This window comes from Phaeobacter sp. G2 (genome assembly GCA_025163595.1).
Taxonomy (GTDB): Bacteria; Pseudomonadota; Alphaproteobacteria; order Rhodobacterales; family Rhodobacteraceae; genus Pseudophaeobacter.
In genome coordinates, this window is sequence record CP104100.1 from 2,306,122 (window position 1) to 2,324,930 (window position 18,809).

The 18,809-nt window shown below is 57.5% G+C and carries 17 protein-coding genes and 3 pseudogenes; 12 read left to right on the top strand and 8 right to left on the bottom strand.

Annotated elements, in window-relative coordinates; genetic code table 11:
• Window positions 1–31: 31 nt before the first annotated feature.
• The 5 genes and pseudogenes from N1037_10985 to N1037_11005 all read left to right on the top strand — a co-directional run bounded on the left by N1037_10985 (window position 32) and on the right by N1037_11005 (window position 2,393).
• Window positions 32–964 carry an IS5 family transposase gene (locus tag N1037_10985; GenBank protein ID UWS77820.1) on the top strand — a complete coding sequence of 311 codons (933 nt, stop codon included), beginning with the start codon at window positions 32–34 and terminating at the stop codon, window positions 962–964.
• A 41-nt stretch (window positions 965–1,005) separates the two neighbouring features.
• Window positions 1,006–1,731, top strand: a complete 726-nt coding sequence (locus N1037_10990; GenBank protein ID UWS77821.1) for a hypothetical protein — start codon at window positions 1,006–1,008, stop codon at window positions 1,729–1,731.
• Window positions 1,728–1,913, top strand: a pseudogene (locus tag N1037_10995) (terminase large subunit). The gene N1037_10990 and the pseudogene N1037_10995 overlap by 4 nt, the downstream one beginning before the upstream one ends.
• Window positions 1,906–2,130, top strand: a complete 225-nt coding sequence (locus N1037_11000) for a hypothetical protein (GenBank protein UWS77822.1) — start codon at window positions 1,906–1,908, stop codon at window positions 2,128–2,130. Before N1037_10995 ends, N1037_11000 begins: the two are co-directional and overlap by 8 nt.
• Window positions 2,097–2,393: pseudogene (locus N1037_11005) on the top strand (DNA adenine methylase). Before N1037_11000 ends, N1037_11005 begins: the two are co-directional and overlap by 34 nt.
• On the opposite strand, the pseudogene N1037_11010 reads toward N1037_11005, so the two are convergent.
• Together N1037_11010 and N1037_11015 are read right to left on the bottom strand one after the other, a co-directional pair.
• Window positions 2,392–2,559, bottom strand: a pseudogene (locus N1037_11010) (IS5/IS1182 family transposase). The pseudogenes N1037_11005 and N1037_11010 sit on opposite strands and share 2 nt — an antisense overlap.
• Window positions 2,560–2,975: 416 nt before the next feature.
• Complete coding sequence (locus tag N1037_11015) at window positions 2,976–3,497, bottom strand: single-stranded DNA-binding protein (GenBank protein UWS77823.1); 522 nt, start codon at window positions 3,495–3,497, stop codon at window positions 2,976–2,978.
• Window positions 3,498–3,789: 292 nt separating this feature from the next.
• On the opposite strand from N1037_11015, the gene N1037_11020 reads away from it, so the two are divergent.
• The 3 genes from N1037_11020 to N1037_11030 all read left to right on the top strand — a co-directional run bounded on the left by N1037_11020 (window position 3,790) and on the right by N1037_11030 (window position 6,367).
• On the top strand, window positions 3,790–4,383 hold the full coding sequence (locus N1037_11020; GenBank protein ID UWS77824.1) for a lytic transglycosylase domain-containing protein: 594 nt from the start codon (window positions 3,790–3,792) through the stop codon (window positions 4,381–4,383).
• Between the two features lie 259 nt (window positions 4,384–4,642).
• On the top strand, window positions 4,643–5,020 hold the full coding sequence (locus N1037_11025; protein UWS77825.1) for a hypothetical protein: 378 nt from the start codon (window positions 4,643–4,645) through the stop codon (window positions 5,018–5,020).
• A gap of 153 nt (window positions 5,021–5,173) precedes the next feature.
• Complete coding sequence (locus N1037_11030) at window positions 5,174–6,367, top strand: methylamine utilization protein MauG (GenBank protein UWS77826.1); 1,194 nt, start codon at window positions 5,174–5,176, stop codon at window positions 6,365–6,367.
• Between the two features lie 52 nt (window positions 6,368–6,419).
• Here the strand turns inward: N1037_11030 and N1037_11035 are convergent, their stop codons facing one another.
• From N1037_11035 to miaA, 6 genes are all read right to left on the bottom strand, one after another.
• Window positions 6,420–8,507, bottom strand: coding sequence for an ABC transporter ATP-binding protein (locus N1037_11035; protein ID UWS77827.1), 2,088 nt, complete (start codon window positions 8,505–8,507; stop codon window positions 6,420–6,422).
• Window positions 8,508–8,602: 95 nt separating this feature from the next.
• Entirely contained in the window at window positions 8,603–10,045 is a 1,443-nt protein-coding gene (locus tag N1037_11040) for an ABC transporter permease (GenBank protein ID UWS77828.1), read from the bottom strand.
• A 15-nt stretch (window positions 10,046–10,060) separates the two neighbouring features.
• Window positions 10,061–11,113 (bottom strand): ABC transporter permease, encoded by a 1,053-nt coding sequence (locus N1037_11045; protein UWS77829.1) that lies wholly within the window; start codon window positions 11,111–11,113, stop codon window positions 10,061–10,063.
• 129 nt (window positions 11,114–11,242) lie between these two features.
• A complete protein-coding gene (locus N1037_11050; protein ID UWS77830.1) occupies window positions 11,243–12,910 on the bottom strand; it encodes an ABC transporter substrate-binding protein in 1,668 nt (555 codons plus the stop codon).
• Window positions 12,911–13,394: 484 nt separating this feature from the next.
• Complete coding sequence (locus N1037_11055; protein ID UWS77831.1) at window positions 13,395–14,207, bottom strand: helix-turn-helix transcriptional regulator; 813 nt, start codon at window positions 14,205–14,207, stop codon at window positions 13,395–13,397.
• A gap of 315 nt (window positions 14,208–14,522) precedes the next feature.
• Window positions 14,523–15,389, bottom strand: coding sequence for a tRNA (adenosine(37)-N6)-dimethylallyltransferase MiaA (gene miaA / locus N1037_11060; GenBank protein UWS77832.1), 867 nt, complete (start codon window positions 15,387–15,389; stop codon window positions 14,523–14,525).
• A 153-nt stretch (window positions 15,390–15,542) separates the two neighbouring features.
• On the opposite strand from miaA, the gene pyrH reads away from it, so the two are divergent.
• From pyrH to N1037_11080, 4 genes are all read left to right on the top strand, one after another.
• On the top strand, window positions 15,543–16,289 hold the full coding sequence (pyrH, locus tag N1037_11065) for a UMP kinase (protein UWS77833.1): 747 nt from the start codon (window positions 15,543–15,545) through the stop codon (window positions 16,287–16,289).
• A 389-nt stretch (window positions 16,290–16,678) separates the two neighbouring features.
• Window positions 16,679–17,242 carry a ribosome recycling factor gene (gene frr, locus N1037_11070; protein UWS77834.1) on the top strand — a complete coding sequence of 188 codons (564 nt, stop codon included), beginning with the start codon at window positions 16,679–16,681 and terminating at the stop codon, window positions 17,240–17,242.
• A gap of 8 nt (window positions 17,243–17,250) precedes the next feature.
• Entirely contained in the window at window positions 17,251–18,009 is a 759-nt protein-coding gene (locus tag N1037_11075) for an isoprenyl transferase (GenBank protein UWS77835.1), read from the top strand.
• On the top strand, window positions 18,006–18,806 hold the full coding sequence (locus tag N1037_11080) for a phosphatidate cytidylyltransferase (GenBank protein UWS77836.1): 801 nt from the start codon (window positions 18,006–18,008) through the stop codon (window positions 18,804–18,806). Before N1037_11075 ends, N1037_11080 begins: the two co-directional genes overlap by 4 nt.
• The last annotated feature ends 3 nt before the right edge of the window (window positions 18,807–18,809 follow it).

The window sequence follows — 18,809 nt, forward strand, 5'->3', positions numbered from 1 at the left end:
CTGTATGAATCCAGCGTGATAGCTGGGATGCATGAGCAGTTGGGCCCCTACGAAGTATAAGACCACGAATTGGTCGTCTTCCAATGACGCGCTGAAGCAGCGTGGATCGTTGGCGATCTGGTTTGATCCCGAGATGGTTTGGACACCGCCACCGACCGGCAGGCGCGGTCGTCAATGCAAGTTCAGCGATGCCGCGATCCAGACCTGTCTGACCATGAAAGTCCTTTTCGGTATGCCACTGAGGCAGACGGCTGGGTTCGTTGAGAGTCTGTTGCGGCTGGTCGGACTGGATTGGTCCGTGCCCGATTTCAGTACGCTGTGGCGCCGCCAGAAGACGCTGAACGTGAGCTTGCCGTATCGCGGTGGGACTGGCCCACTGAACCTTCTGATCGATAGCACAGGCATCAAGGCAGAGGGCGAAGGTGAATGGAACGCCCGCAAGCATGGCGGCCCCAAGCGACGTATTTGGCGCAAGATACATATCGGGATTGATGAGGAAACGCTGGAGGTTCGCGCGGTAGAGGTCACCACCAGCAACATCGGTGATGCGCCCATGTTGCCTGAACTGCTCAACCAAATCCCACCAGATCAGGACCTTGGGTCATTGACCGCCGATGGTGCCTACGACACGCGCAGATGCCATGACGTGATTGCAGCACGGGGCGCTCATGCAGTCATTCCGCCGCGCAAGAACGCCAAACCGTGGAAACCCACAAGCGCCGGAGCCATCGCAAGAAACGAAGCGGTCAATGCCTCACGATACCTAGGGCGCGCGCTGTGGCGACGATGGAGCGGATACCACCGCCGAAGCCGCGTTGAAACCAAGATGCACTGTGTGAAGCTGCTCGGCCAATCGCTGATGGCCTGGGACTTCGACCGGCAGGTAGCGGAAATCCAAGTCCGCATCGCGGTCCTAAACCGCTACACCGCTCTTGGCATACCCGTCACAGAGCCCGTAGGGTAAATCCGTCCAGGGAAAGGGGAAATGCGCTCGGGCCCCGATTTGTGCAACAAAGCCCTGCGCGCTATGCTCTAGCGCCAGAACAGATCGCACACAGCCTTTACACACAGCGCTTAGCCTTTGATGACGAGCTCAGGAATGATCCGCGATATCCGAGCGTTGGGATCGACGATGTGCTGGTTAACCGGCTGCGTATGGCGATTGCAGGCCTGGCCGGTGATGATGAGTTAGTTGCCTGGGGCGGTGCACAGATTGAACGATTCCGGCCAGTCGGAAATCTTGACGCCGAACCCGGTAGCGATGAATGGCGCGTGATCGCCCGTGCCTTGTGCAGCGCTGAGCTGGAAGCCCTAGCACGAGTTGCTGAGCGCGACGAAGGCGATTTCACCGGCACACCTACTGCGCCGATCATCAAGGGCTTACAGCCCCAAGAGAATGCCGATGCCAGGGTTAACCTGACGGACCTGTGGTCTCACTACGTGCAGAGCCGCGTGCAGGCTGGGTTCATGCGTGATGGTGGTAAATGGCTGCGCCCGGTCATTGAAAACCTGCGCAAGTTCGTCAAACGCAACAACGCAAGCCGGATCACAAAGAAAGATCTTTTGGCTTGGCGTGATCACCTGATGAACGATCTATCAGCTAAGACCGTCAACGATGTCTACCTTTCCGCTGTTCGATCATTGTTTACATGGGCAGTGGAGAATAACTGCTTGCCTGAGAATGTAGCAAGCAGCATAAGGCAGCCAAACCCGTTGGCGGTGCGAGCATGACCACGGCAAGCACATACCCAAACTGGATTCATGACGGAAGCACTATCTCGGACCCTTTAGGCTACGGTGAACGGGCCGTCGAATTTCTGACCAAGCTGCGCCACCCGGCAAGCAATGCTCCAAAGCGCAGCTTTCAGCTTTACCCGTTTCAGGAATGTATCGTCAGGCGCACTTATGCGCCTGAACCTGGTGCAGGATCTGGACGCTGACACGCGGGGGCAGTTGCTGAGGCGCACTGCAAATCTGTCGCGCCGGGTGAATGTGGCGCTGACCAATGGCGCAGATAAAACCGTAACGCGGTTGAACCGCTTGCAGGATCTGATTGGCGGTTCAGGCAGCGGCAATCTGACTTTTGCCGGTGGGGTGAGCGGCTGCGCAAAACCGATCCCGCCACCCTGACCGATCCGCAGCGCGTGGCCCGGTTTTTGTATCTGCAGCGCCAGGCCTTTGGCGGCAAGCTCGGTAGTGTCTTTGGCGTGGCCGCCGATCGGCCATCCAGGTTCAGCCTGTCGCGCCTGGAACTAATCCTCGAGGCTGCACATGAACGGCTGGAAAGCGTCATATTTGAGAACCTCGACTGGTCAGATCTGATCCGCCGCTGTGATGGCAGCAAGACGCTGTTTTACCTCGACCTACCCTATTGGGGCGGCGAAAGCGATTATCGCTGTAGGTTTGCCGCCGCCCGCGTCGCCCTGTCGGCACGGTGTCCCAGCTCATCTCGGGGTCGAACCAGATTGTCAGAAAACATCTGCGCTTGAGCGTTTCATTGTAGGCTGGCCAGTTTCTGGTCTTGTAGGTTGGGGGAGACGGTCTGCCCGTACAGCCCAGCTTCCACGCTGGATTCACGAGATGAATCCCGCACAGGTTTTGTGCAACAGAGCCACTCAGAGACTAAATCTCTTTCATTGGCATCTTCCCAAAGCTTCAAGTGCCGCAGGGCGCCAAGTACACTCAAAATAGTACTCTGGGAGAGCTCGGAGCGCAGCTCAACAGTGACAAAGAGTGTTGGTCAATAGTCTGGCAAATTGTCTTCAGCTTCGAGGCAGCTGAACGGTTCGCCACTGGTGAGAAAGGAATTACGCTGTATGAGCACCTGATCCGAAACCAATCAAAAATCTACGCAATTGATCGGCTCCGGAGCAAGGTGGGTTTTTCAACCTCAAAATTATACATTTTTGATGAGGTTCTCATTTCCTTACAGGTGGTTATCGTTCAAAAATCTACGATCTTGAAGTCTACTACCCTCAGAACGGGATTTCGTCGTCGTCAATGTTGTGTGAGGGGCCGCTGTTACCGCCACCAAAGCCGCCGCCCTGTTGCGCGCCGCTGTCGTAACCGCCGCCGCCACCGCCATAGCCGCTGTCCTGGCCACCACCGTAGTTGCCGCCACCGCCGCCTGCGCCGCCGCCTTCGCCACGGCCATCGAGCATGGTCAGTGTCGAGCCAAACCCCTGCAGAACCACTTCGGTGGAATAGCGGTCATTGCCGCTTTGATCCTGCCATTTGCGGGTCTGTAGCTGACCCTCAATGTAGACTTTGGAGCCTTTGCGCAGGTATTGCTCAGCGACACGGACAAGACCTTCGTTGAAGATCGCTACCGAATGCCATTCGGTACGCTCGCGGCGTTCGCCAGTGTTGCGGTCTTTCCAGTTTTCCGAGGTTGCAATGCGCAGATTGCAAACTTTGCCACCGTTCTGAAACGACCGTACTTCCGGGTCACGCCCCAGGTTGCCGATGAGAATGACTTTGTTGACTGAGCCGGCCATAGGGGTCCGTCCTTATTCTTTTCTTAGGTTGTGTTGCGCGCGGAAGAGAGCCTGCTTGCCGAATCCCAACCGCTGGGTTGCAGTTACAGTATAGACCTGGGCACGGCTAGGAAAGCTCTCCTCTGGCCCCATTGTCGTTGCGAGAGGAAGAGCGGCTTTGTTTAGGTGGCGGGGGGATTTCGAGCGAATTTATCCCTATGTGCTGGCCTGTGTGAACCAGTTTGCTTCCCTTTGATGCAAATCCGGCTATAGTCGCGCTAGAACTCAGCAGGGTAATGGGATGAGAAGCGGAATGCGGTCACTGACACTTGGGATTTTTAGCGCCGGTCTTGGCCTTGGTCTCACCTGTGCCACAGTGGGGCAGGCGGATATGTTCAGCACCAAAAGCAGGCGTGATCTTTTTTCGGCCCATACCCGGATTCTGGATACGCGGGCAGCGCAGCAATACGAAAATTCGGTACGGCTGCGCCCGGATACGGTGCCGACAGTCTCGTCGATCAGCCCGCGCTATACGGGGAAATATCGCGGGGAATACCTGACCATGGCGCGGCAAGCTGCCCGCAAACATGGGGTGCCCGAAGACCTGTTTCTGCGTCTGGTGCAACAGGAAAGCAACTGGAACCCCAATGCAGAATCGCACAAAGGTGCGCTGGGGCTGGCACAGCTGATGCCCGCCACCGCGCGTCGGCTCGGTGTGGATCCTTCCATTCCAAAACAGAACCTCGAAGGCGGTGCCCGCTACCTGTCTAAACAGTTCAGAAAATTCGGATCCTGGCGTCTGGCGCTGGCAGCCTATAACGCCGGGCCGCAAGCGGTTCGAAAATATGGCGGCGTGCCCCCCTATGAGGAAACGCAAAACTACGTGGCCAAAATCTGGGGTAGCTGAGGGCGTTTTTTGCCGCCCCTGGAAAACCGGAAACTACTATTTTTCTTCAACAAGGCAGGGACCTACAGGGCGCGTTTTCTGGCGTGATTGCCGATGCGTCCGGCTATGGCGCGCGCCTATCAGCGCAAAAGCCCACCGTCGAAAGGCGCGCCCGTTAAGGAGTTGATAATTTTCCTTAATGCCTTGTTAACTTCCTCGGTTTGCCATGAATCAGCCTTATTATTTTTTGATGTTGCCTGTGATTTCAGGAGGAATTCAAGTGACCAGCAGAAGCTTTGACGACCGGCTCGAACGCATTCAATGGGTACCCGGAGCGGTGCCATCACAAGAGGTGATTGATAGCGTCCTGGGGGGGCAGCGTGGCCAGGCAAAGGCCCGCAGCGTTGGGGCAACACTGTTGGGCGCAATTTTGGGTATTTGTATCGGCTTTGGCGTCAAGGGGATGACACTTGTTGGCTCTCCTTGGGGGCCAGATACCGGCATGGTGGGGCTGATTGGGGGCGGTTTGGCTCTTTCTGGTCTCGCGGTTTCGGTAACTCTGGCGATCTACGCTGCGCTGCGCAGCCGTAGACATCCCTGGCTGATGCAATTTGCCTCGATGAACCTTCTGATGATCGTGGTCTTGCTGCTAAGTTGACCACAAATACCTTTGGGGTAGCGCCGAAATCTCATCTGCTGTGGGAGTGGGGGAGGTGTACCTGATTTTTTTGATCAGGAATTGCGCTGCATCAAGGTCCGCATTATGGGTTTCCGGGAGTTTTAGGCAAAACTGCTATTCCCGGAGCCCATGATGCAGCGATTTATCCCGATCCGCCCGATCCGCCCGATCCGATTGACCCTTTCCAGCCTCTGTGCGCTGGCCGTTTTTACTGCTGTGGGGCCTGTGCAGGCAGAGACCTTGGTTCGGGACCAGCTGATGGCGCAGCTGGGCGAGGCGCTGTTTCACGACGAAAACCTATCTCTCAATCGCAGCCAGTCCTGCGCCAGCTGCCACGACCCCGAACAGGGCTTCAGCGATCCCCGTCGCTCGGCTGATGGGGCGTTTTCTTTGGGGGATGACGGCGCGTCCTTGGGCAATCGCAATGCGCCAACCGCGTCATATGCTGCCTTTGTTCCCCCTTTTCACCAGAACGCGGATGGAAAATGGATTGGCGGTTTGTTCTGGGATGGGCGTGCCGCTGATCTGGAAGAACAGGCCGGTGGCCCGCCCTTGAACCCGATCGAGATGGGGCTGCCAGACAAGGCAGTCTTGGTTCAGCGTCTGCTGGAGAACTCAGACTACAGGGAACAATTTGCCGCGCTATTCTCCCCGACTGTTTTGCAGGAGGATGAGAGCGGCTTTACCGCCATGACCCAGGCGATTGCAGCCTTTGAACGTGGCGCTGAATTTACGCCCTTCAGCAGTAAGTATGACCGCTATCTGGCTGGAAGGGCGCAGTTTTCAAAAGAGGAGGAGCTGGGGCGCACACTGTTCTTTTCAGAGCAGTTTACCAATTGTAATCAGTGCCATCAGTTGCGCAGCAGCCCGATTGCTGCACAGGAAACCTTTAGCGATTACAGCTACCACAACATCGGCGTGCCGGGTAATCCTGCGGTGATCCAAGAGGCTGGTATGGCTATGGATTTTGTCGATGAGGGGCTATTGGCCAATCCGCAGGTGACGGACCCGGGCGAGCGCGGCAAGTTTCGCACCCCAACCCTGCGCAATGTCGCTGTCACCGGGCCCTATATGCACAATGGGGTGTTTCAGGACCTGCGCACGGTTGTTCTGTTTTACAATCGCTACAACAGCAAAGCGGAGGCGGCGCAAATCAACCCCGAAACCGGGCAGCCCTGGGGAGAGGCACCGGTGCCAGGGACTCTCTCCGTCAAGGAGCTCGCCCACGGGCCTGCTTTGGATGACCGGCGGGTGGACGCACTGGTGGCGTTTCTAAAAACCCTGACGGATCAGCGCTACGAATATCTCCTGGAGGCCGAGGACTAGAAGCAAAAGACATGGCTCCCGCCCGTCTTTGGGGCGGGGGCCTTCTGTGCGCTCACTCCGCCGCCAGCTTGATGACGGGCTGCATCCGTTCCAGCACCTCATCGCTCAGGTGGCATTTGATCTGGTGTCCAGCCTCCAGAACGCGGGTGGGCGGCACCTCACTGTCACAAAGCCCGCCCGGAACCTCGCTTTTCCAGCGGCATCGGGTTTGAAAGGGGCAGCCAGAGGGCGGGTTCATTGCCGAGGGAATATCGCCTTCCAGGACGATATGTTCCTTTTGAATGGACGTATCGGCAATTGGCACCGCGCTGAGCAGGGCCTCGGTATAGGGGTGGTAGGGCGGCGAGAACACCTGGTCGGTATCGCCCAGCTCCACCACATGGCCCAGATACATCACCATGACCCGATCACTGAGATAGCGCACGATGGACAGATCATGGCTGATAAACAGCAGGGTGGTCTTTTCGGTGCGCTGGATTTCCATCAGCAGGTCAGTCACGGCGGCCTGAACCGAAACATCCAAGGCCGACACCGGCTCATCCGCCACCACAATCCGCGCCCCACCAGAAAAGGCCCGTGCAATACCCACCCGTTGCTTTTGCCCACCCGACAGCTGTCGCGGCATCCGATCGGCAAAGGCCCGCGGCAGTTTCACCAGGTCCAGTAGTTCAAGCATGCGCTGCCGGCGGTCCAGGTCGCTGTCGCCGATGTCAAAGACCTCCAGTGCGCGGATGATCTGACGCCCCACAGTCATCGACGGGTTGAGCGTATCAAATGGGTTCTGGAACACCATTTGCACATCCGAAATGGTTCCGGTTTTCCGGTCGTCGATCGGGGTTTGTTCGATGTTTTCTCCGTCCAGCAGGATTTCTCCCTCGGTGGCGGTTTCCAACCCCATCAACACCTTGGCAAAGGTGGATTTGCCACAGCCGGATTCCCCAACAATGGCAAGGGTCTCAGACTCCCTGGCTTCAAAACTCAGGGTCTCATTGGCTTTGACCACCTTCTTGGCGCCGCCCCCAAACAGCGCATTGGCTGCCACCTCGTAGTATTTCTTGAGATTGTCGATCTTGAGAACAACCTCGCCGGGGCTGGTCTTTTCCTTCTGCTCACCAATGGCGATGGGGGCGTTCCAGTCGATTTCCTGATGGCGCAGACAGCGGGTGGCATGGCGGTCGTTTCCCGCCACATCTGCCATATCGATCTGTCCCACATCGCAGCGACCAGCTTCGAAGTAGTCGCACCTGGGGCCAAAATTGCAGCCTGTCGGCCGCTCATGTGGCAGCGGAAAGTTGCCGGGGATCGCCACCAGGGGATGCGCGTTCTTGTCGGCACCGGGGAGCGGGATCGATCGAAACAGCGCCTGGGTATAGGGATGCTGCATCTCATCAAACACCTCGGCGATCGAGCCGCGCTCGACGGCCTCGCCCGAATACATCACACAAAGCCGGTCACAGGTTTCCAGGATCAACCCAAGATTATGGCTGATGAACAGCATGGAGGTGCCGTATTTCTTCCCAAGATCCCGGACCAGCTCGACCACGGCGGCCTCAACAGTAACATCCAGCGCCGTTGTTGGCTCATCCAGGATCAGCAACGATGGTTTCGACATTAACGCCATAGCAATGACAATACGCTGCTGTTGCCCGCCAGAGAGCTGATGCGGATAGGAGTTCAGCATCCGCTCGGGATCGGGCAGGCGTACATCTGTGACCACTTCCAGCGCCCGCTCATAGGCCTGGCTTTCGCTGACCCCCTCGTGGATCATCGGCACCTCCATCAACTGGCGGCCGATTTTCATCGCCGGGTTGAGGCTGGCCATCGGCTCCTGGTAGATCATCGCAATCTCATTGCCGCGGATGTCGCGCAGCTCTTCGGCGCTCATCTGCGCCAGATCGCGACCCTTGAACTTGATCGAGCCGCCGACAATGCGGCCGTTCTTGCCCAGGTCCTGCATCACCCCCAGCGCCACCGTGGATTTGCCGCAGCCGGATTCGCCCACCAGCCCCACCGCTTCGCCTGGCTGCACCGAGACAGAAAAATCCATCACAGCCGGGATTTCCCGCAACCGCGTAAAAAAGGAAATCGACAGCTTGTCGATCTCAAGCACCGGCCCGTCGGTCTCTGACAGTTTGTTCATCATCTTGTCTCCCTGCTGAGCCCAAGAAAGATAGCCCTTTCAATTGGCCTCAAATATCCCGGGGGCCGGGGGGCTGGCCCCCGGTCCGGTTTGGATTAATCCTTCAGGCTTTCTTCACGCAGCCCATCGGCCAATAGGTTGAGGCCCAGAACCATGCTCAACAGCGCAAAGGCAGGTGGCAGGGCCGGGTGCAGATAGATCGCCAACAGCTTGCGCCCTTCATTGATGGTCGACCCCCAATCCGGGCTCTCCGGTGGTAAGCCGAGGCCGAAAAAACCTAAGGTTCCCAGAAGGATGGTGGTGTAGCCAATGCGCAGGCAGAAATCGACAATCAGCGGACCACGCGCGTTGGGCAGCACTTCCCACAGCATGATGTACCAGGGCCGCTCGCCACGGGTTTGGGCCGCCGCCACATAGTCGCGGGTTTTGATATCCATCGCCAAGCCGCGCACAATACGAAACACTGTGGGCGAGTTCACAAAAACAACCGACACAAAAACCACCAGGATGCCGCCCGGAATGTCTATTCTGTCCAGAACCGCAGGCAGGATATCGACCTTTGAGCCGGGGTCGTTCACCACCATCAGATACACGGCCAGCATCGGCAGCAAAAGGACCCCAAGGTAGAGAAGGTTTTTGGAGGGTTGGGTGCGATACCGCGCATTGATCAGCACGTAGAAAAAGATCAGAGGAAAGGCAAAAAGCACAATGGCCATAAACTGCGGCAGGCCTGTTTGCACTATTTCAGGTGTTACCAGCAGGTAAAACAGCAAGATCACCGGAAAGGCCAGGATCAGATTGGCAAGGAAGGACAAAACAGTGTCGAGCCTTCCGCCAAAATACCCCGCAGGCAGGCCAAGTGTAATGCCAACCATAAAGGCAAACAGCGTCGCCAGCGGTGCAATCTTGACCACCTCCCAGGCGCCCTTGATCATGCGGCTAAAGACATCGCGGGCCAGGTTGTCCCCGCCCAGCAGATACCACTGAAAATCGCCCTCTTCGGGGCTGCGCAGGGGGGTCCCTGGCACTTTGTTTTTCAGGCCGGATAACTGCGCCAATGGGTCATGGGTGACAATCAGGTCAAAAGCGCCAAAAAAGCCCGTAAACACCCAGAACATCACCAATGCAAAACCGATCATGCCGATGGGGCTGTCAAACAGCTTGCCATAGAGGCCGAGCCTGCGCTTGTAGCGGATCGACAGGGTGAAAAGCAGCGCCAAAGCAATCCACACGGGCAAGAACCGTTGTGCCATTGCGCCGATAATCCCAGCACCTGTGCCCATAATCATGCCCAGGATCAGATAGGCGAGCAGCACGGCAGTGGTAGCCAACAGGGCCGCCTTTACAGCCCGGTTGGCCAGACCTCTGGGGTCTGAGCTAAGGCCGAGGCTGCCATTTCCGGCATTGATGGCACGCTGTTCTGGCAACACTGCGCTGAGCAGGATCCAGACCAGAACCGAGATGGCAAGCAGCCCAAGGGCGATGAAAAGGACGGGGTCGAGGAAGGCGATCTTGCCGGTCCAGCTGAGAGGGTCCATGTCTGTCTCCTTCCGTTAAGAAATGCGAATGCGGGGATTAAGAAAGACATAGCCAATGTCAGAAATCAGCTGGGTCACCAGCACAACAAAGACCGACACAACCGAAATCGCCAGCAACAGCTCGATGTCGTTATTGCCTGCGGCCTGCACAAGTATCCATCCGAAGCCTTTGTAGTTAAACAGGGTTTCCACAATGACGACGCCATTGAGCAGCCAGGGAAACTGCAACATGATCACGGTGAACGGAGCGATCAGTGCATTGCGCAGGGCGTGTTTCAGTACGATCTTGGGAAAGCTGACACCCTTAAGCCGGGCGGTTCGAATGTACTGCGCCGTCATTACCTCGGTCATCGAGGCGCGGGTCATGCGGGCGATGTAGCCCATGCCATAAAGCGCAATTGTCAGAACCGGCAGAAAGAAGTTCTCAAAGGTTGGGTTTTCAGTGGCGGCGGTGGCAGAGCCTTTGAACCACTTCAACCCAACGGTGGAAGAGGTGAATATTGCGATAAAGACCACGCCTGAAACATATTCCGGGGTGGCAGTTGTCAGAATGGAGACGGTTGAAAGGCTGCGGTCCGTCACCGATCCTTCGCGCATGCCGGCCAGAACACCGATGATCAACGCGGAGGGGATCATCAGCAGCAAAACCCAGCCCATCAGGCGCAGGGTATTGCCCAGACGTTCTGAAACCACACTGGCAACATCCTTTTGCAACACCGTGGATTGGCCCCAGTCACCCTGCAGAATACCACAAAACCGTGGGGCTTCGGCGGCCTGGGCCTGGGGCACAGTACCGATTATGCAGCGGCCAGATATTCCGTCGTCACCCTGCAGTGTCCATCCGGGCAAGACGCCCAGCCATTGACCATATTTTATAGCCATCGGCTGACTGTAGCCGTTCTTGTCAAGCCAGCTGGCCACGGCCTCGTCGGTCATCCGGAAGTTGCCTTGGGTCTTGGCGAGCTTTTCCAGATTTGGATACAAATTGGTGAGCGTAAAAACGATGAACGTCAGGCATAGCGCCGTCAGAAGCATCACGCCTGAGCGGCGTAAAATGAACAATCCCATAGGGTTCCCTGTTGGTCTGGCGTCAAAACCGGGGCCACCTCGCAGGTGCCGCCTTGGTCTTTTTGGCTGCCCTGAGCCGCAGTGCAGATCTGCGGCTCAGGGGGAGGGACGTAGGTGGTGGCTGCTAACTTAGGCCGACCAACCCCATTTGTAGTGATGATGTTCAAAGGTTACATGCATATCGGCATTGGCAACGCCTTCGCGCATGTGACGATAGAGGGAGCGCCAGTAGGGTTGGATGGTAACGCCTTCATCCTGAACGATCATCTCCATCTTCTTCATGACTTCGCGACGCTTGTCGGCGTCTGCAATGGCCAGGGCCTCGGTCAGCAGGCCATCGAACTCTTCATTGGACCAGCCAAATTCGTTCCAAGCCTCGCCCGAGCGATAGGCCAGCGCGTGGATCTGCACACCCAAGGGGCGCGGATTCCAGTTGGTTGAGCTGAAGGGGTATTTCACCCAATCGTTCCAGAAGGTCGAGCCGGGCAGCACTGTCCGCTTCACCTTGAAGCCGGCATCGCGCAGCTGTGCTGCAACCGCATCGGTGGTGTTTTTGCGCCAGTCATCATCAATCGAGATGATTTCATGTTCGAAATCCAACATGCCTGCTTCTTCCATCAGGGCACGGGCGGCTTCGGGATCATGTTTCTGCGGGGGCAGCTCGGCATATTCGGGATGGATTGGGCCCACATGGTGGTTTTCGGCTGCTTGACCACGGTTGCCATAGCCAAGTTCAAGACAGACAGCGTTATCAACGGCCATTTGGATCGCCTGGCGGACGCGTTTGTCCGCATAGGGGCGTTTGCCATCTACTTCGGCCAGCTGGTTGGGACGCACCACGATGGTGGCCATGGTGACAACCTCGGATTTAGGGTAGCCCAGCGCGTCCATTACATCAATGAATTCACCAACCGATTCATAGAGCATGTCAACTTCGTCGGATTCCAGCGCGGCCAGCCAAGACGAGGGGTCGGTGCCAAAATCAGTGTATTCGATGCGATCCAGAGCAGGGGTGCCATAGACCTCTTCGCCCCACCATTTATGGGCCGTGTTGCGCTCCAATACAGCTTTGACGCCCACTTCCAGGGTGCTGAGCAGATAGGGGCCAGTGCCGACGTTATTAGTGAAGTCATTGGTCTGAAAGCTGGAATGGGTAATGGCGGCAGGGTAATCTGCCATGCCGGCAATCAGTGAAATATCCGGGCCAGGCAGGTTCAGGCGCAGAGTGTGGTCGTCCACAATCTCGATGCTGCCCTCGGCTGCGGCATTGGTCTCGGCGTCGATAAGCGTGGCGAAACGCCCGGCCATCGAGTTGCCCTCGAGCCCCTTGTCGCACCACCCAGCAATGTTACGTGCCACATCTTCGGCGGTGAAGGCGTCGCCATTGTTCCAGGTCACGCCCTTACGAACATTCAGGGTATAGACTGTGGCGTCGTCATTGACCTCCCAGCTCTCCAGCAGCATGCCCCGAATGGTGCCGTCGTTGTTGTACTCTACCAGATACTCCAGCGTGCCGCGTGTCTGGTTGCCCATCTGCGACCAGTCATAGGTCCGTGGGTCTTTGAGAGGGCGCACTTCCATCTGGACCCGCAGGGTGCCGCCGGATTTCATTTCGGTTGCCGCCTGGGCGGCGGGGGCCGCCAAACCAAGAAGGCCGTAAGCCGCCGCTGCGCTCACCCCCAGACCGGTGGCGCGGGTCAGGAATTCGCGGCGGTCCAGCTTGCCTTCGATCACCTCCTGGGCATGCATTTTTGCGGCCCAGTGTGGCGTCACGTCTGTTGTGGAATTATGGGTCATTCGGATCTCCCTTTGGTGCACCGCCGGGGAACTGTTCCCCTTCTGGACATTGCCAATGTGTTTCCGGACCTGAGGTCAGAAACGGTGCGGTTGTGGCTTATTGCCTTTTGATGGCCTCATTCGGCCCTAGATCCGAAGGCAGGTCAATGCTTAGAATCGATCTTTGGGGGGCTAAAAGCGACATTATTGGTGTCGATTTTGACTTATGGCCCTCAGCTGGTCGAAGACTGGGCACTTGTGCCCAGTTCTGAAGGCTTAGGAGAAGTGTCATGCGGTGAATCGATGCAAAAGAATCGCCAGAGCTGTCGCTGCACGTTGGGAGGCGCAAGTCAGGGCAGCTCAAAGATGCGTCACGCTGTCAGTCAGTTCTCGGTCTGAGCAGGCGCACAAATTCAGGGGCATCACATTTCCCGAGGCCGGTTCATATAGGCCAGTTCGAAAAAAGATGACTACAAAGAGTAGCGGTTTGACAAGGCGGTGAGGGTCACTGGCGTCTACGGGAGGTTTTTCGCAGGGTACTGGGGGTTTGGCCGGTGTGTTGGGTAATGAAGCGGGTGAAATAGGCTGGGCTGCCGAAGCCAATCTGGTCCGCGATATCCCGCATGGTCATATCCGAAAACGCCAACAGACAGCGCGCCGCATAGAGCTGGCGTTCGGTGAGCAAAGCCGCAGCCGTTTTGCCGGTTTCTGATTTGCAGACGCGGGTGAGGTGGGTCGGTGTCACATTCAGGGCAGCGGCGTGGTCGGCCATTGTGGAGCGCGCGTCATAGTAGTCGCTGACCCGTTGGCAATAGGATTGCGACAGGCGCCGGGCGGCGGATGGCCGCTCTGGGGGCAGGGGACCGGAAGGCGGCAGGCGGCGCAATTGAATGCTGATCAGCTCACTATAGGATTGCAAGGCGCGCCGCCATAGGGCTGGATGGCCGGTCTGTTCCTGCACCATGGCTTCGAGCAGAGCATTGAGCCGTGCCTGTTCGCGCGCGTCAGAGATTTTCAGATGCAGGGGTTTGTCAGGTGTAGCGACCGGAGCAGTGACCGGAATGCGCAATGCCTGTCCCAGGCATTGGCGGCCAAATTCTACAGACCAAAGCGACCTGGCGGGAAAGAACAAAGCGCTATGTGTGCTGAACCCACGCTGGTTCCCATCCATCAGCATACGCCCCTGGCCACGGGTGACCCAGATCAGCAAATGCTCTCCGCGATCATGCGCAAGCTCGGTTTGCCATGCGCCAAACGATACCAGTTGGGAAAGTGGAATAACCTGGATTTCTTCGCTGGGGTTAGGATCAAAAGGCATTCAGTGGCAAACACTTCAGTAATAGGGTCAATTTGAAGCGAGCAGGCCATGAATTTTTGATTCTGGCAAGTTCTGCAAAAACCTACTGTTGCTGAAGTGTTTTTTCGTTTCCTATTTGCAACCCAGAATTGTTAGGACTGCGCGGGTATTTATGCCATCAGAGTGTATCGGTTCTGCGTGGTTTTAATCGGCGCAGCTCTGAGCGTTTGATGACTGGCCGCTATTCTCTGCCCTAGATTATCTGCCCCCTAGTATCTGGCCTCGTGTATCTGACGTGGGGCAACCCGGGTCTTGCTGGCTGGGGCAGAAATCACTTCACAAGGCGCTGGATGAGATCAGTGTCCAGTCTTTCATTCTGGAGCGAAACCAGCTGCGTTGTCGTTTGGCATAGCGGCGCGTGGCGATCGCGGCCTGTTCCCGGGCGGCTTCCAGTGGGAGATCACCACAGATATACCCCATCAGTTCGGGCACGCCGATGGCCTTGCAGGAGGGTAGCTTGGGATCATAGCGCTCCCGCATTGCCTCCACCTCTTCCAGCGCGCCTTGCGCTAGCATCTGGTCAAAGCGGTGACGGATCCGGGGCTCCAGCCAGTCTTTGGGACTATCCATAACCAGGGCAGAACAGGCTTTGATTGGCATAATGGGTGCAGGCGTGTCGTCTTGCCAGTCCGCCAGGGAGCGGCCAGAGGCCTGCAAGACCTCCCAGGCGCGTTGCACCCTGGCGCGGTTGTTCAGATCTATGCGCGCGGCAGTTTGCGGATCGAGCTGCGCCAACAGCACCTCGAGCGTGAGGGAATCAGCACGTTTGCGAATCTCATCAGGCGTTGCGGGGATTTCTGCCAGCCCTTCGGTAAGGGCGGAAAAATATAGCCCGGTCCCGCCTACGATAATGGGACGTTCTGCCCCCTCCAGCAGGGTTTTGACCTCGCGCAACCAGTGACCTGCGGAATATTGCCCATCATAGGCGACATGTCCGTACAGGCGGTGCGGCAGCTGCTCTTCCTCGGCGCGGGACGGGCGGGCGGTGACCACTCGCCAACAGTCGTAGATCTGGCTGGCGTCGGCGTTGACGATCACACCACCTTGTTTTTGTGCGATTTCCATCGCCAGGGAAGATTTCCCCGAGGCCGTGGGCCCCGCCAGAAGTACGGGTTTGTCCGGGTCAAGATCGGGCAGCAGCATCAGGGGTCCGTCCAGAGGTTTGCGAATTTGGGCCAGCGGTAGATTGGAAACAGGTCAGAAACAGAAAGGAAAGCGGTTTACCCGCATTGAAACCCGTCGCATTTTGCTCCATTTTGCCGCGCAAACTAACCCACTCATCTGCCGGAGCGCAACATGCCCCTTGATCTTGAAACGCTGGATACTGCTCCAGACGCTACCTATAACCGTGTCATGCTGAAAATTTCGGGTGAAGCGCTGATGGGCGACCAGGGGTTCGGCCTGCACCCGCCCACCGTTCAGCGCATCGCGCGCGAAGTTAAATCCGTGCATGATATGGGCGTCGAGATTTGCATGGTGATTGGTGGCGGCAATATTTTCCGCGGCTTGTCCGGTGCCGCCCAGGGTATGGAGCGCACCACTGCCGACTATATGGGGATGCTGGCCACGGTGATGAACGCCCTGGCCATGCAAAGCGCCCTGGAAGATCTCGGCGTGTTCTGTCGGGTGATCTCTGCCATCCCGATGGATCAGGTCTGTGAGCCCTATATTCGCCGCCGCGCGGTACGCCACCTGGAGAAAAAACGGGTTTGCATCTTTGCCGCCGGTACCGGCAACCCCTATTTCACCACCGACACCGCAGCTACGCTGCGCGCCAATGAAATGGGCTGTGAAGTGATCTTCAAAGGCACCAAAGTGGATGGCGTCTATGACAAGGACCCCGAAAAGCACGCCGATGCCCAGCGGTATGATGCCGTGAGCTTTGACGATGTTCTGGCCAAGCGCCTTGGGGTGATGGATGCCTCGGCAATTGCCCTGGCGCGGGACAACAATCTGCCCATCATCGTGTTCTCTCTGGATGAGCCCGGCGGGTTTCGCGGCATTCTGGCAGGGGAAGGAACCTATACCAAGGTGCAGGACTAGCCTGCGGCACGACAGGCTGCTCCGAGTTAAACTGCTCCGATTTGATCAGCTCCGGTGTAATCAGAGCAGGGCAGAACCGAACATGCGGGGCTGTCATGCCGCTGACATCTTGGCTGTCTAAATCAAGGGCAGGCATACTTTACAGAATGTAAGCACCGGGTAAATTGATCTAACCCGGTGGTGCCATGGTCCCCTCGGACCTTTTTTATCTACGCGTGATGGCCTGCCATCACGCGTAATTTCGTTCAGGGCACTATGGCGCCCCAAGGGGCGCGGTCTGTGATGTCAAAGCGCGCCTGTGCAGAAATCCATGTCATGATCGCTATACATTGACGGACCAATGGCTTATGAGCGGAACAAAGACTGCCTCAAGTCAGGGGAGAGAAGAGATGTCTGACGATTTCGAACTGGATACCGACGATCTGAAACGCCGTATGGACGGCGCGATGGCGAATCTGAAAACCGAATTTGCCTCTTTGCGCACCGGACGTGCCTCTGGCTCCATGCTGGAGCCGGTCATGGTCGAGGCCTATGGCTCAATGACACCGATCAACCAGGTTGGCACGGTCAACGTACCAGAGCCGCGCATGGTGACCATCAACGTCTGGGATAAGGGCCTGGTGGGGCCGGTGGAAAAAGCGATCCGCAATTCTGGCCTGGGGATCAACCCTCAGCTTAACGGCACCATCATCATGCTGCCGATCCCAGAGCTGAACGAAGAACGCCGCCGCGAGCTTGGCAAGGTTGCCGGCCAATATGCTGAACATTGCCGGGTTTCCATCCGCAATGTGCGCCGTGATGGCATGGACCAGATCAAAAAGGCCAAGTCCGATGGCTTGTCCGAGGATGACCAGAAATTCTGGGAATCCGAAGTGCAGGATCTGACCGATGCGATGATCAAAGCTGTGGATGATGCGCTTGAGCACAAGCAGGCAGAAATCATGCAGGTCTGACCCGCTAAATGCCCAGTGATCCCAATACGAGTATGAAAAGCGCGGCGTCAGAGGGACACAGATCCTCTGGCCCGCGTCATGTTGCAATTATCATGGATGGCAATGGCCGGTGGGCGCAGGCACGGGGGCGACCCCGCCTGTTTGGTCATCACGCGGGCGCACGCCGTGTTCGCGAGATTGTTGAATGCTGCCCGCGCTTTGGGGTCAAATATCTCACCATCTTTGCCTTCTCTACTGAGAACTGGAAGCGGACCCAGGTTGAGATCTCCGGATTGATGAGCCTGTTTCGCCGCTATATCTCCAAAGAAATGAAGGCCCTCGCTGCGCAAAATGTGCGGGTGCGGTTCATTGGTGATCGTCTGCGTCTGGACGCCAAGCTGGTGCAGCTGATGGACGATCTGGAGCATGAAACCGAGACCAATGACGGCATCCACCTCACCATCGCCCTGAACTATGGTGGCAGGGATGAAGTCGCCCGCGCCACCAAACGGCTGGCGCAGGATGTTGCGGACGGGCGGCTGCTGCCTGAGGATGTCAACGAAGAAACACTGCCGCGCTATCTGGACACCCATGTTTTACCCGACCCGGATCTGGTGATCCGCACCAGCGGCGAAGCGCGGATTTCCAACTTCCTGCTGTGGCAGTCTGCCTATGCGGAATATGAATTTATTGACACGCTCTGGCCGGATTTCTCCGCCGACGAACTGGGGCGTTTGTGCAGCAAATTTGGCGCGCGGGATCGCCGGTTTGGCGCGGTTCCCTCATGAAACCACCCATTCCAAATGGCGCTGGCGGCACCGGTCGCTGGGGCGATCTGATACCACGGATCATCTCGGCGCTGGTGATGGTTGTGGTGGCTCTGGGGGCAATCTGGGCCGGGGGGCTGGTTTTCACCCTGGTGATTGCAGCCTGCTGTGGTGGCATGGTTTGGGAGCTGAGCCAGATGTTGGCCCCCCGTCGGGCCGACACTGCGCTGCTGCTGGGGGGCGCGAGCTTTGGCGCGGTGCTCCTTGCTGGAATTCTGCCTGCGGCATTGGGGGCGGGGCTCTTGCTGCTGCCCGTTGTTCTGGGCTGGTTGCAGGTTGCTGAAGGCGCCAAGACGCGATTTGCGGTCTTTGCGCTGTGGATTGTTCTGGCGGGCTATAGCTTTATCTGGATGCGGATCTCTTTGGGCGCGGATTGGTTGATCTGGCTGGCACTGGTGGTGATTGCAACGGATGTCGCCGGGTATTTTGCAGGCAAGACAATCGGCGGGCCAAAGTTCTGGCCGCGTATCAGCCCGAAAAAGACTTGGTCGGGGACTTCGGCTGGCTGGGTCGCCGCGGCACTGGTGGGCCTGGGGGCTGCGCCTGTGTTTGACATGGGCTTTGCCCTGGTTTTGGCCTCGGTGCTGGTTGCGATGGCCAGTCAGGCCGGAGACGTCGCCGAAAGCGCCTTGAAACGTCAGACCGGCGTCAAGGATTCCAGCGGGCTTATTCCGGGCCACGGGGGCCTGCTTGATCGCTTTGATGGAATGCTGGGCGCTGCGGCCATGTTCCTGCTTCTCTACCCCTTTCTGGGATAGGCC